The organism is Neptuniibacter pectenicola (assembly GCF_001597735.1).
GTDB lineage: Bacteria > Pseudomonadota > Gammaproteobacteria > Pseudomonadales > Balneatricaceae > Neptuniibacter > Neptuniibacter pectenicola.
On the sequence record NZ_LUTS01000002.1, the window covers coordinates 227722 to 240727 of the forward strand.

A 13006-nucleotide genomic window follows, 5' to 3' on the forward strand; every position below is an offset into this window, starting at 1 on the left:
TTTAACTCGCCTATTCCTTTCTTTGCAGTGCAGCCTCTACGCGCTGTGTCAGTTTTTCTACATCAGTGTAACCATAACTTAATGCATGTAGCCCGCTTTCGGTCTCAATAAATAGACTGGGGAAACCTTGTGCGCCTAACCTGTGCGCTTCGCTGATTTGCGCTTCTAGCTTCGACCGGGTATCAGGGCTGTTGATCAGGCTCGTAAAGAGCGACGTGTCTAAACCCATCTGTTGTGCTAATTGCACCAACGTATCGAGGTCTGAAGGATTTTTTGCGTCGTGGTAATAGGCTTTTTGTATTAAACGAACCATGTCGAAACCGCGCTCTGGCGCTAACGTTTCCGCACTAATGACGGCTCGACAGCTGAGGTAGGTGCTGCGTCTTGGTGTGTTATTCGACCAAAAATCGTAGTTAAAAGGGGTGCCTGTTTGCTGCTCAATATGTTGCCATATCGCTTGTAGTTTTTGCTGCATCGCTTTATCCATAGGCTCGTCACTATCGGGGGCGAGACCTCCCATCAGCAGGGTCCATGGAAATGCATAATGTTGTTTTAATGTATCTACGGCCGCGCTAAAGGCCCAGCACCAGCTACACATGGGATCTAGTACATAAATAAAGCGAGGGGTGTCTATTTTTGGGCGTGTCATTGTTAGCTACTTTACATAAGTGATGGCTTGATTGACCCCATGTAATCGGGTTCGTTCATTTTATTTTTTGGGGGGCGGCTGATTTATCGATAGCCCTTTGCTCGACTGTTCTATAAAAGAGAATAGACGCTTCTTTATAATTTTCTAGTGTTACAACAAGCGGCAAGATAAGCTGCTTTTTTACGTTATTAACTGATTTGAGGAGCGCAATAATGCCTTATGTAAACATTAAAATCACCGACGAAGCCGTGACCGCTGAGCAGAAGAAGCAACTAATTGAGGGCGCGACTCAGCTGCTTGTGGATGTGTTAAATAAAAACCCAGCGACCACGGTTGTCGTGATCGATGAAGTGAATACTGATAACTGGGGTGTCGGTGGGGAAGTGATTACCGAAAGACGTAAACAAGGTAAATAAACCCGAGAGTGATCGGTCCCTTCATTGTGCCGAATTAGCTGTATTTATTAGCATAACGGCATGAAGGGCTGTGGCTGCAAGCGGTTCGTTCTTTTATGGGTAAAAAAGAGGGTAATTAAACGCCATTCATTCTGTTAAACCTGACGCATAAGTAGGTTTCTTCCCTGTCTATTCTGATTTATAGTCAAATGCTTATACGACCCCATAACAAAGGAGCTGAATGATGGAAGTAGGTACGATTGTCTTTTTGGTCATAGTGCTAGGTGCTGTTTTTTATGTAGTGAGTATCTACAACCAGCTGGTTACGCTTAAAAATAGACATCAAAATGCATTTTCGCAGATAGAGGTGCAGCTGAAACGTCGTTATGACTTAATACCAAATTTGGTTGAGACGGCCAAAGGCTATATGGCCCATGAGCGTGAAACGTTAGAAGCGGTTATTAACGCCCGTAATGAAGCCTCAGCGCTTTTAAAGGGGGCTGCTGCCACGCTAACCGATGATGCTATACAGCAGCTATCAGGGGCTGAAAATGCACTACAGAGCGCCTTGGGGCGTATGAATATAGTAATGGAGGACTATCCTGACCTTAAGGCAAGTGAAAACATGATGCAGCTGACGGAAGAATTAACGACCACAGAGAACCGCGTTGCCTTTTCCCGTCAAGCCTTTAATGATGCGGTTACCGCTTACAACATTTATCGTCAGTCGTTCCCACCCGTTTTCTTCGCGTCTATGTTTGGTCATCCAAAAGATGCCACCTTACTAGAGTTTGAAGACAGTGCTGAGATTCAAGCAGCGCCTAAAGTGAGTTTTTAAGCGGCCAAGGGTAATTCCGAGCATTTGGGTTAGAGACGTAGCTAGGTAAACGATAAATGGATTTTTTTACACAGCAAGATAAAGCGCGGCGCAATACGGGATGGCTTGTCGTTCTGTTTATATGCGCTGTGGTAGGTCTCATTGCGCTGACGAATCTCTTGATCGGACTCACTCTCTTTTTTGTTACCCAGGAAGAAACCATGCAGCGGGGGTTGAGTGTCGTGTCGCACACGAATACTCAAACGATCGCGTCGCTTTTTTCCTGGAATACATTTGGTTTAGTGAGTTTGGCCGTCGGCGGCGCGGTTGGTTGCGCCATTTTATATAAGTGGCTGCAATTAAGCTCAGGCGGTAAGGCGGTAGCTGAGTCCTTAGGTGGTGTTCGTCTTTATCCCAATACCGATGACCCGGACCAACTTCAAGTACTTAATGTGGTTGAAGAGATGGCGCTTGCGGCGGGGATGCCTGTTCCCGCAGTTTATCTACTAGAACACGAGATGGGTATTAATGCCTTTGCTGCCGGTAATGGACCTGCGGATGCGGTTATCGGTGTTACTAAGGGCTGCGTACAGCAGTTTAAACGTGATGAGTTACAAGGGGTGATCGCCCATGAATTTAGTCACATCCTCAATGGGGATATGAGATTAAATTTACGTTTGATCGCCCTATTACATGGTATCGTTTTTATTGGTTTGGTGGGTGAGCTGCTTATACGGGGTAGCAGTAGTCGCCGCTCTGATAATCGAATAGCGGTACTGGGTATCGCGCTGTTAGCCATCGGTTGGTTAGGGACCTTTTTTGGCAACTTAATTAAGGCAGCCGTGAGTCGTCAACGGGAGTTTTTAGCGGATGCGAGTGCCGTCCAATTTACGCGAAATCCAGACAGTATTGGTAATGCGTTAAAGATCATTGGTGGCTATAGCAGTGGCACAGAGATCAATGATGCGCACCGGAGCGAAGTCAGTCACCTCTTTTTTGGTCAAGCCATATGCTCACTCAGTAATATGATGGCGACGCACCCGCCGCTGGTGGATCGCATCTTAAAGGTTGATCCAGACTGGGATGGGAACTACCTCTATCGAAGTGCCGCATCTCGTACACGTAAGCAAGAAGACGATAAAATCACCCAAGCTGAAAAGCGTGAGGCATTCACTCAGACCGTGATGACTGGGGCTGCTGTTGCGGCGGGTGTTAATCCTGATGCGCTATTTTCCGCACAGGCTGATCTGGATCAGATTAGACAGGACATTGAGCGTATTCCTGAAACGCTGTACCAACAGGCCCATGATCCGTTTGGGGCGATTGCTTTGTGTTACTCGCTTGTTGTTCATGTTGAACCTGAGCTTAAAGCGAAGCAGTGGCAGCTGATAGCTCAATGTGACATAAAAGGCATTGAGCCACTTATGCGTCAACTTCATCCGGTTGTTGAACGCCTAAATAGGGAGGTACGTTTACCGTTAATTGAGCTGTTATTACCCGCGCTCAAATGTATGTCGCCGGAACAATATAAAGTGTTTAAGCACACCTTATTGCTGCTGATTCGTGCGGATAAAAAGACCGATCTATTTGAATGGTGCTTATTTCAGTTGGTACGTCATTATTTGGCGGGTGAGTTTGAGACCAAAAAAGAGGCTAAACCTCGCTTTAAAGAGGTGAGTGCTTTGAGTGATGAATATCAAATTATATTATCACTCCTTGCTCATCATGGGCATGAGGATAGCGCCGATGCTGAAAGAGCGTTTAACCGTGGGGCAGGCGCTGCGGGGTTATATAATCTGCGTTTATTGCCTGAAGATGCTTGTGATTTAGAGCGGTTTATTCAGGCGGTAAATCGTTTGGCCTGTGCCTACCCTGTACTCAAACCTCGCCTAATTACAGGGATTAAAAACTGTATCTATCAAGATGGTAAAGTGACAGCCGGTGAGCGCGAGATTGTTTCAAGCATCGCCGCCGTTATGGATGCACCTGCACCGCTTTTTCTTGAGCAGCAAGTATCGGAGTGGCACTAATCTTTTTGCCACTCAAGGGATAATGATACGGAATCAGCAAACCTCAGGGCATGGGGTTTGTCCACCGTGACTTTTGCATAACGGGTCCAAGGATGGGCGCTGCATATGTCGAGCACGTCGGATACCAATTTTTCTAGCAATAAAAAACGCCCGTTTTCTACGTGGTGAATAATCTCTTTGGTAATGGTTTTATAGTTAAGTGCTTGCTCTACATCATCATTAGTAAAACCATTACTCGCGGGGTATTGGATCTCAATATTAATCACGACATCTTGCTGTTTTTGCATCTCATCAGGGTTAAATCCAATGAACGTGCGGAGTCGTAGGTTTGTAATGTTGATGATAGCGTTGCTGAGCATGAACCTGTATTCCTTGATCAATTCTCAATAGAGAGGGCTAGTTATCCGTTTGTTCGATTTCTTTGGTGGCGTGTATGGGAAGCGTTATAGTGAAGGTTGTTCCTTGCCCTTCGGTGCTCTTTACACTGATCTCACCCTCATGATCTTTTATAATACCGTAAGCAATGGCTAATCCCATGCCGGTACCGGAACCAACCGGTTTAGTTGTATAAAATGGGGAAAAGATCTCTTTTTGTACCTCAGGCGGCATGCCGCATCCATTATCGGTCACTTCGATAATAACCTCAGATGGTGTATCACGGCTGGTTATCTCAATGGTTGGGTTTTCTCTGCCTTCGGTCGCATGTTTTGCATTGATGATTAAATTTAAAAAGACCTGATTAAGTGCGTTGGGATTACAATAAATTTCGTGTACCTGCGCAAGGTTTAATTTTACGCTTACGGCGTTCTTTAATTCACTGTTTAACAGTTTTAATGTGCTATGGAGGCCATCGACAACATGAGCTGCGCAGCGGTCAGAGGATTGCGTGCGTGCAAAGCTACGTAAGTTCATCACAATATCACGAACCCGGGTTAATCCTTCGATGGTATCTACCATAAGGTCGGGTAAGTCCTCTTGAATAAAATCAATATCCTCTTCGTCGAACAATGCTTTTAAGTTGTTCTGCTCGGCTTCGGGTAAGTGCGTTGATACCTCTTTTATAAAGGAGACCAGTCGTGAATAGGACTCATGGTATCGCCCAAGGGATTCTATATTACTTTTTACAAATGCGAGGGGGTTGTTGATCTCATGGGCCATCCCTGCCGCTAAGGTACCGATCGTGGCGAGTTTGTCATTTTGCAATATAATGGATTGCTGTTTTTTTAGCAGATCATAGTTCTCTCTTAGCTGGTCATTCTGCAAAAAAATCTCACGCGCTTTAGTTTCAAGCAGGTCTTCCGCTTTTAAACGGGCACGCTTTTCCCGTTCATAGGCAATTTTGTAAGCATTTTCTTGATCTTGTGTATCCATTACAAGAACCTCACTATTAAGTCGCAGTGCTCTGCGCCTTTATGCATGCAGACGGGGTGATCAATAGTGATCAATGTATCATAGTGATGGGCGGCCCCTCTAATTAAGCCTTCAGCCAAGATGCATAGTTTTCTAGGGGATCGGTAGCGCATTAATAATGTATCGTCTGCATCTTCAGCGTACTCAAAATCCGGTAGGTTAGGGTTTTCGTACAACTTGCGCACTTCCATATGAATCACACTGTGTACGCTTTTTAAAAAACCTTTGAGGGTTGGCTCGGCTTCAATAAATGAAGGATTTCGTGCGGCGAGCCCCTCAAATAGCCGCTCGCCAAACGCGCCGACCAGTGTTTCAACCGGGATATCGGTTTTGTCAGAAATGGTGGCTACTAAGTTAAATAACTCCTCATCAGGATAACTTTCGCCCGCGGTGTAAATACCTTCTGCTGTTTGTGACGCAAGAATCTCGTTCCATGTTTGCATGTTGTACTGTTCAATCACCATCTCTTCCAGAACATTAAAAATCACGCCCTTCATAACCAACTCCATTGACTCAGTTTTGCGTACACATTTTATTTTTATCAGCTTGAGTGATAGCTAAATAATGTTTAGCAACGACACGACTTTAGTGTAGATACTTTAGCTTGATTAGAACGCATTTAAGGAAGTTTATCGATTTTAATCTATTTTGCTAAGGTTTAACTTTGCTTTGTTGCTATGGCGTTACAGCAGCGTTATAAATGTAAGAGGTGAATGGTTATTAGAAAGTGCTTATTTAGGCCCGAAAAGCATGACCTATCGACTATACTGGTGTTTAACTGATAATTTTATGTGTAGGGAATGCTATGGATCGATCTCTTTTATTAGTTGATGATGAGCCTTCAATATTGCGAGCGTTAAAGCGAATTTTCCATCGCGCAGGTTATAAAGTCAGTATTGCAAATGGGCCAGAGGAAGCGTTAGAGATTCTTAAAGATAAAGCCTTTCCCGTTGTACTTTCTGATTATCGTATGCCCAATAAAAATGGCGGTGAGCTGTTAATTGAGATTAAAGAGAAATACCCATCGACCTTAGGGCTTATTTTAAGTGGGTATGCCGATTTACAGTCGGTGATTGCCGCATTAAACAGTGGGGCTGTGTATAAGTTTTTAGAGAAGCCGTGGGAGGAGACGCAGCTACTCGAAGAGATGGATCAAGCTTTTGAACATTGGCGTCAAGAGTATGCATGTCATATCAACGACGCTGGCACTATTTCAGCCAGTATTATAATGAACGATCAAGGTGTGATTACTGACCTTGGTGAGGGTGTGGATCTTTTCTTTAAGGATAAGGCTAGCACGTTAGTGGGCTTAGCACTTGAGAGCGCACTGCCTTTATTATCTGCCAACGATGTTAAGAGCTTAGCACTTTCCGGTGGGGTAGAGTTGGAGTTACCTGATACTAAGTATGATCGGGTACTGCATGTCTGTTCACGGCCTGCTACTGACCAGCGTTGGGAGGTATCACTGTCGTTTGTTAAGTTAGGTTATGTGGACAAAGCCGAGGCGGATCTAGCCCCCGCAAAACTGTCACTGATGGATAACATTGAGGGGAAAATATTAACCCACTCAGGTTTTTCATTAATTTATTTAGATATTCGGCATTTTAGGCACTTTAATGATTGCCTAGGCTATCAAAAGTCCGATCATTTATTGCACCATCTTTACGCGTTATTTCAAGCGAACGTCAGTGATGAGATCGAATTCAGTTTAATGAACGGCGCAGCCTTTGTTTTCTTTGTGCCCGAGAAGTTCACTGAGCAGACGGCCCTAACGTTTATTCGCTCACTCCTATCTCCCTTTAAACAACTGATTAATTTTGATGACCGAGAGCTCATGCTTACCTTTAGTGCTGGCTATTCTGTGTACCCAGAGGATGGTGACAGTGCAGAGGCACTCATTCGAAGTGCGCAATTAGCGGCGAATTACAGTAAGGATAGAGGGCTTGATATTTACCCTCGTTACAGCCCCAGCATGGATAAAAATCGGGATGATATGGTGAGCTTGCAGAGTGAGCTTTGCCATGCCCTCAAACGTAACGAATTCTCATTGTTCTACCAGCCAAAAATATCGCTAGTGACGGGTGAAATCCTAGGGGCTGAAGCGCTGATTCGTTGGCGACATGCAGAGAAAGGAATGATCTCCCCTGATCGGTTTATTCCCTTAGCGGAGTTAACCGGTTTAATTGAGCCTATTGGTGAATGGGTTTTATCGACAGCCATTGCCCAGTGTTATGCGTGGCAGGCGGAGGGGCTTCCCCCTTTCATTATGTCGGTGAATGTGTCCGGCCGTCAGTTGGTCGAGAACGGTTTAGCCGATAAGGTGAAAACGATTATCGAAGGCAGCGGTTTGTCATCCGAATTTATAGAGCTGGAAGTGACCGAGACGTTTTTGATGCAAGATATTGAACACAGTATTGATGTGTTAAAGCAGATTAAAGCCTTAGGGGTGAAAATTGCGATTGACGATTTTGGTACAGGTTACTCATCGTTAAACTACTTGACCCGCCTCCCGGTAGACACCTTAAAAGTTGACCGCTCCTTTGTGATGGAGCTGTCGGAAAGGGCTGAGAAAGCAAACCTTGTTAAAAATATGATCATTATGTCTCATGACCTAGGTATGCGTGTGGTTGCTGAAGGTGTAGAAACCGTTGAACAACTCAAGCAACTGCAAGAGATGGGCTGTGATGAGGTTCAGGGTTTTTATTTTAGTCGGCCCGTTGTGGCGGATGAGTTTAAAGCACTGCTAAAAGCGAAGTCTTGGGTTTACCCTACCGCGTTGAGCTAATCGAAACGTATCAAATTTGTATGGATCTGATGTAATGGAAATGAACCAAGCCACTGTTTATTTTATTGATGATGAGTCACAAGTGCTCAGTGCTTTACGTCGCGCATTACGTTCGCGATTAAAAGAATGGACAATGGTGTTTGAAGCCTCGCCCGCCCAAGCGTTAAGTCAAATGGCTAAGGCGACCCCCTGGGTTGTATTGGTTGAGAAGAAAATGCCAGAAATGGATGGGGCTGACTTCCTCAAACAAGTGAAAAAAAGCTACCCCGATGCGGTCAGGGTCATACTGTCTGCGGACATAAGCCATGATACGGTGATCGAATCCGCCAATATTGCTCACTTACTGCTGTCAAAACCGTTTGAGCTCGATGAAATTGTTGAGGTGATTGAGCGTGCAGTCTGTTTGCGAACCTTCGCCTTAGATGATGAACTACGTGCCGAAATGGGGCGTTTGGATAGCTTGCCCTTATTGCCGGCTAATTATCAGGCACTGGTTGAGTATTTAGACTCAGTAGAAGAACCGGACCCTGCCCGTGTTGACCAGTTGTTGAGCCATGATGTCGCAGTCTTATCAAAAATATTGCAGTTAGCCAATTCGGCATACTTTTGTGGCGTTAAGCCGGTGTACTCCGCTAGAGAGGCGGTGATCCGTTTAGGGTATGACTTAATTAGAAAATTAGTCCTTTGTTTTAGCGTCTACACGAGTGAAAACGGTAACTCTGATTTTAATAATCAACTGCTTAGACAGTCAGAACGTGTGGCGGAAAAATGTATTCACCTGGCGAGCTTTACTCGGTTAGAGCGGGCTAAAAAAGAGCGAGCTTACTTTTCAGGTCTACTTCACAACATAGGCGAGTTGGTTATTGCGGGGCGGGAATTTAATGGCTCTTTCGATCTTGTCGGCAGTTTTTTACTTAAACTCTGGGGATTTGAGGCATTAATTATTGATACGCTTCGCTATCAATCTAACCCCCTTGAATCAGACGGTGATGATGTTGTGCTTTATCAGTTACATATTGCTAAAGCACTGGTGGATGCCGAAAATAAAAAGCTACCGCTCGAGCAGTTATTTGCCGAATTAGATCCACAGTTGATTGAGCGGGCCATGTTGTCCGATTATGTCAGGAGCCATACATGAGAACTCATCTATCCGCCTTACTGCTCTGTGCGCTACTCGCGTCGCCCTACGTGGCAGCCGACACCTTAACCTTTGGCATCGTTCCGCAGCAGTCCGCTAAAAAACTAGCCAGATTGTGGACACCGATCAGTAATTATTTGAGTGAGAAGGTAGGGGTTAAAATTTTATTCAGTACCGCAAATGATATCCCTACTTTTGAAAAAAGAGTCCTCGCGGGGGAATATGATATTGCGTATATGAATCCATATCATTACACGCTGTTTCACCAAACACCCGGTTATGAGGCGATTGCAAAACAACAGGATCGGAAAATCAAAGGGATTATTGTTGTCGCTAAAGACAGCTCGATTACCTCACTTGATCAATTGCAGGGCGAAACGCTGGCGTTTCCATCCCCAGCAGCGTTTGCCGCAAGCGTACTGCCACAAGCTAAAATGGCTAAAGACGGTATCGACGTCACCCCTAAATACGTCTCCTCCCATGATTCCGTTTATTTAACGGTATCTAAAGGGCTCTTTCCTGCGGGTGGGGGGGTGATACGAACCTTCAATAATACTGCGCCCGATGTGCGGGACAACTTACGTGTTTTATGGTCTACGCCGGGCTATACCCCCCACGCGATCGCTGTTCATCCTCGTATTGATATGGAATTGAGACACAAAATTCAGCAAGCTCTTATTAATATGAGCAGTGACCCCGAAGGGCAAGCGCTGTTAAAGACGATTCACTTTAAAGCGTTAGAGGTTGCAGAAGATCACGACTGGGATGATGTGCGCGCGTTAAATATAAAACTACTTGAACATCTACTGTAGTTATTTTTATGGTTACCTGAGAGGGCGCTGTTTGTGTCATTAAGGCTAAAAACAATTTTAGGTATAGCGATAATACAAGCGGTTTTGTTGCTGATCTTGGCATCTATTACGTTGGAATATCTTCGTACCACCAACTATGACAGCCTATCAAAACGCGCGTCGACAACGGCGACATTATTTGCGACAACCACAGCGAACGCTGTTTTGAGTTATGACCTAGCCTCCCTTAGTGCGTTTGTTGATGAGGTGATGAAAAACCCCGATTTGGTTTATGCGCGGGTGTTAGGCCCCGGTAATCAAGTTTTTGCTGAGGGCGGTGATGCCGCTATTTTAAGCCGCCCCTTTAAGCAGGATATCGATGTTGAGCATGTAGACGATACGATCTTTGATACTTATGCTGAAATTAGTGAAGGCGGTGAGGTGTATGGTCGGGTAGAGGTCGGCATTGATATTAATAGCCTGACTAAGGCCATTGAGGCTGCAACCACAGAGAGTGTTACTGTTGCTGCGGTGGGTATGTTGTTTGTGGCTGTTTTTTCATCCATGTTAGGTACCTACTTAACGAGCCAGCTTAAGTCGTTAAGTGCGGCGGCTAAATCTATAGCTAAAGGTAATTTAGCCATTAAAGTGCCGTTTAAGGGCCGTGATGAGATCTCCCATGTGGCTTATGCCTTTAACTCAATGGCCGCCAACTTAAAAGAGGTCAGCTTGAGAAGGGATCAGTTTGAAACTGAACTACAGGAGCTCAACCGATCCTTAGAAGACCGAGTCCAGGAGAGAACTCAAGAGTTAGAAAAAGCCAATCACGAAATTAAAGATGCCCAAACAAAGCTGATCCAATCAGAAAAGATGGCGTCCATTGGTGTGCTTTCTGCCGGTGTCGCCCATGAGATTAACAATCCATTAGGCTTCGTCATTAGTAATCTCTCAACCTTAGAGATCTATGCTAAAAACTACCGAAAATTAGTGGCTGAATATCAGCGTCTACAGGAGATAGACGACCCTGCTGAACGTGATGCTCAGCTACAGGTTATCGCAGACCTGACTGAAAGCAGTGATCTCGAGTTTATGAATGACGACCTAGATGATCTATTAAAAGATACACACGAAGGGTCTATACGGGTTAAGGAAATTGTTAAAGGCTTAAAAGCGTTTTCCCATGCGGATCAAACGGGGAGGATGCAGTTAGCGGACATTAATGAATGTATCACCAGTACCTTAACCGTGGCGAACAATGAGCTTAAGTACCATTGTGAGTTATCGACAGCGTTAGGTGATCTCCCACAAACCTACTGCTTGCCCAGTAAAATTAAACAGGTACTACTGAATATTATTTTAAATGCGGGGCATGCGATTGAAGGGCAGGGGCACATTGATATTTCAAGTCAAGTGATCGGAGATTACATTGAGATACGTATTAAGGATGATGGCTGTGGTATCGCCGAAGATGAGATCAGCAAACTCTTTGATCCATTTTATACCACCAAACAGGTGGGCGAAGGCACCGGCCTTGGGTTAGCAATCTCCTACGGCATTATTGTTGATGAGCACAACGGCGACATTAATGTACAAAGTGAAGAGGGTAAAGGCACCTGTTTTACCTTGTTATTACCTATAGTTACCGAGCAACTGGGTACAGGGGATGCCATCGTAGCGGTTTAAAAATAATAATTAGATAGGGATTAATCGCAATGGAATACACTGATAATACTGTCCTGATCGTTGATGATGAGCCCGCAGTTTTAAGTTCGTTAAAGCGTTTACTGCGTATTTTAAAGTGTCATGTCATTACAACCGTATCTGCGATAGAAGCGTTAGAGCTACTTAAAACTCACTCGGTCGATATGGTTATTAGTGATATGCGTATGCCCGAAATGGCGGGCGAGTGCTTTTTAGAACAGGTTGCGAAAAACTTTCCAGACTGCGAACGTGTTGTGGTGAGCGGATATGCCGATGTACAAGCCACCATTGATGCGATTAATAAAGGCCAAGTCAGTCGTTTTATCTCTAAACCTTGGGAAGATGACGATGTACTTAACTTGGTTAAGCGCAGCTTTGAGCATGCACTACTTAAAAAAGAGAATGCGCGTTTAAGTGAAGAAACCAAACAACAAAACCTTGAGTTGCAAGCACTGAATGAGTCGCTGGATTTAAAAGTTCAGGCCCGTACAGAGCAGCTTAAAGTGGCAAACCAGAGTATAAAAAACAGCTATCGCGCAGTTGTGCGTATGTTTTCGACCCTGACGGCGAGACGTTTAGGGGTTAAAGCCTCCAGTAATAACCAAACGTTAAACTTAATTTGCGCCACCGTGGCTAAACAAGCGGGCCTTGAAGGGAGTGAGCTTAAACAGCTCTATTTTGCGTGGCAGCTACGTCAGATCGGTAAACTCAGCTTTTCCGACGACCTGATAAGAGTCCCTTATCTCAAATTGGATGTGGAGCAGCAGCGCACGTTTCAAACCCACCCTTTATTAGCGCAGGCGGCTACCTTAATGGTTAAACCGCTGTATCCCGCCGGTAAGATCATCTCTCAACACAAAGAGTACCTTGATGGCACGGGTTACCCGAAAAAGCTAAAAGGTGATGAGATCAGTTATCGGGCGCAGGTGCTTGCGGTCGTCAATGATTACGTTGAACTCCTATACGGCTTTTATGATGAGCGCCCCTACAGTACGATCGAAGCGATCAACTATTTACAAACCACCGCAGCTGAACGTTATAACCAAAACATCGTCACTATCTTGATTGCCGCGATTAAAGCGTTAAGTGATACCGGCGATGCGATTAATGATAAATGTATTCACAGTGATCAGCTGGCAAAAGGCATGAAACTAACCCGCGACCTTATCAGTGAAGAGGGGATAATGTTGTTGAGTGCAGGGCAGCGGTTAGATGATATCTCCATTGCCCGCATCCGTGAGATTGAATCGAACCTCGATGATGATTTACAGATCTATGTCTCCCAATAAG

At 44.9% G+C, this 13006-nt stretch carries 12 protein-coding genes; 8 read left to right on the forward strand and 4 right to left on the reverse strand.

Annotated elements, in window-relative coordinates; translation table 11 throughout:
- Nucleotides 1–10: 10 nt before the first annotated feature.
- Complete coding sequence (locus tag A3773_RS03625) at nucleotides 11–649, reverse strand: DsbA family protein (RefSeq protein WP_067983185.1); 639 nt, start codon at nucleotides 647–649, stop codon at nucleotides 11–13.
- A 212-nt stretch (nucleotides 650–861) separates the two neighbouring features.
- On the opposite strand from A3773_RS03625, the gene A3773_RS03630 reads away from it, so the two are divergent.
- The 3 genes from A3773_RS03630 (at nucleotide 862) to A3773_RS03640 (ending at nucleotide 3891) form a co-directional block, all read left to right on the forward strand.
- Nucleotides 862–1065: a 2-hydroxymuconate tautomerase family protein gene (locus tag A3773_RS03630; protein ID WP_067862089.1), complete on the forward strand. Its 204-nt coding sequence runs from the start codon at nucleotides 862–864 to the stop codon at nucleotides 1063–1065.
- A gap of 223 nt (nucleotides 1066–1288) precedes the next feature.
- On the forward strand, nucleotides 1289–1882 hold the full coding sequence (locus A3773_RS03635; RefSeq protein WP_067983189.1) for a LemA family protein: 594 nt from the start codon (nucleotides 1289–1291) through the stop codon (nucleotides 1880–1882).
- A gap of 56 nt (nucleotides 1883–1938) precedes the next feature.
- The gene (locus A3773_RS03640; protein WP_067983191.1) at nucleotides 1939–3891 is read left to right on the forward strand and encodes a M48 family metallopeptidase; all 1953 of its coding nucleotides are present in this window, start codon (nucleotides 1939–1941) and stop codon (nucleotides 3889–3891) included.
- Here the strand turns inward: A3773_RS03640 and folX are convergent.
- Genes folX through A3773_RS03655 form a run of 3 tightly spaced genes read right to left on the reverse strand, consistent with a single transcriptional unit; the run spans nucleotide 3888 to nucleotide 5798 of the window.
- Nucleotides 3888–4250: a dihydroneopterin triphosphate 2'-epimerase gene (gene folX / locus A3773_RS03645; RefSeq protein ID WP_067983193.1), complete on the reverse strand. Its 363-nt coding sequence runs from the start codon at nucleotides 4248–4250 to the stop codon at nucleotides 3888–3890. The genes A3773_RS03640 and folX overlap by 4 nt on opposite strands.
- Nucleotides 4251–4287: 37 nt before the next feature.
- Nucleotides 4288–5262, reverse strand: a complete 975-nt coding sequence (locus A3773_RS03650; RefSeq protein ID WP_067983194.1) for a sensor histidine kinase — start codon at nucleotides 5260–5262, stop codon at nucleotides 4288–4290.
- The gene (locus A3773_RS03655) at nucleotides 5262–5798 is read right to left on the reverse strand and encodes a heme NO-binding domain-containing protein (RefSeq protein WP_067983196.1); all 537 of its coding nucleotides are present in this window, start codon (nucleotides 5796–5798) and stop codon (nucleotides 5262–5264) included. Before A3773_RS03655 ends, A3773_RS03650 begins: the two co-directional genes overlap by 1 nt.
- A gap of 308 nt (nucleotides 5799–6106) precedes the next feature.
- Here A3773_RS03655 and A3773_RS03660 point away from each other — a divergent pair, with 308 nt between their 5' ends.
- Genes A3773_RS03660 through nosR form a run of 5 tightly spaced genes read left to right on the forward strand, consistent with a single transcriptional unit; the run spans nucleotide 6107 to nucleotide 13005 of the window.
- Nucleotides 6107–8086 (forward strand): EAL domain-containing response regulator, encoded by a 1980-nt coding sequence (locus tag A3773_RS03660; protein ID WP_067983198.1) that lies wholly within the window; start codon nucleotides 6107–6109, stop codon nucleotides 8084–8086.
- Nucleotides 8087–8120: 34 nt separating this feature from the next.
- Nucleotides 8121–9224 (forward strand): HDOD domain-containing protein, encoded by a 1104-nt coding sequence (locus A3773_RS03665; RefSeq protein WP_067983200.1) that lies wholly within the window; start codon nucleotides 8121–8123, stop codon nucleotides 9222–9224.
- A complete protein-coding gene (locus tag A3773_RS03670) occupies nucleotides 9221–10036 on the forward strand; it encodes a phosphate/phosphite/phosphonate ABC transporter substrate-binding protein (protein WP_067983202.1) in 816 nt (271 codons plus the stop codon). Before A3773_RS03665 ends, A3773_RS03670 begins: the two co-directional genes overlap by 4 nt.
- A 33-nt stretch (nucleotides 10037–10069) precedes the next feature.
- Nucleotides 10070–11698 carry a sensor histidine kinase gene (locus tag A3773_RS03675; RefSeq protein WP_075109472.1) on the forward strand — a complete coding sequence of 543 codons (1629 nt, stop codon included), beginning with the start codon at nucleotides 10070–10072 and terminating at the stop codon, nucleotides 11696–11698.
- Nucleotides 11699–11727: 29 nt separating this feature from the next.
- A complete protein-coding gene (gene nosR, locus A3773_RS03680; RefSeq protein WP_067983204.1) occupies nucleotides 11728–13005 on the forward strand; it encodes a response regulator c-di-GMP phosphodiesterase, NosR family in 1278 nt (425 codons plus the stop codon).
- The last annotated feature ends 1 nt before the right edge of the window (nucleotide 13006 follow it).

Bases quoted from the DNA above. Each gene is read 5' to 3' on its own strand.
- A3773_RS03660 (WP_067983198.1), top strand. From the start codon at position 6,107: ATGGATCGATCTCTTTTATTAGTTGATGATGAGCCTTCAATATTGCGA.
- nosR (WP_067983204.1), top strand. From the start codon at position 11,728: ATGGAATACACTGATAATACTGTCCTGATCGTTGATGATGAGCCCGCA.
- A3773_RS03670 (WP_067983202.1), top strand. From the start codon at position 9,221: ATGAGAACTCATCTATCCGCCTTACTGCTCTGTGCGCTACTCGCGTCG.
- A3773_RS03650 (WP_067983194.1), bottom strand. From the start codon at position 5,262: ATGGATACACAAGATCAAGAAAATGCTTACAAAATTGCCTATGAACGG.
- A3773_RS03665 (WP_067983200.1), top strand. From the start codon at position 8,121: ATGGAAATGAACCAAGCCACTGTTTATTTTATTGATGATGAGTCACAA.
- A3773_RS03635 (WP_067983189.1), top strand. From the start codon at position 1,289: ATGGAAGTAGGTACGATTGTCTTTTTGGTCATAGTGCTAGGTGCTGTT.
- A3773_RS03655 (WP_067983196.1), bottom strand. From the start codon at position 5,798: ATGAAGGGCGTGATTTTTAATGTTCTGGAAGAGATGGTGATTGAACAG.
- A3773_RS03630 (WP_067862089.1), top strand. From the start codon at position 862: ATGCCTTATGTAAACATTAAAATCACCGACGAAGCCGTGACCGCTGAG.
- folX (WP_067983193.1), bottom strand. From the start codon at position 4,250: ATGCTCAGCAACGCTATCATCAACATTACAAACCTACGACTCCGCACG.
- A3773_RS03625 (WP_067983185.1), bottom strand. From the start codon at position 649: ATGACACGCCCAAAAATAGACACCCCTCGCTTTATTTATGTACTAGAT.
- A3773_RS03640 (WP_067983191.1), top strand. From the start codon at position 1,939: ATGGATTTTTTTACACAGCAAGATAAAGCGCGGCGCAATACGGGATGG.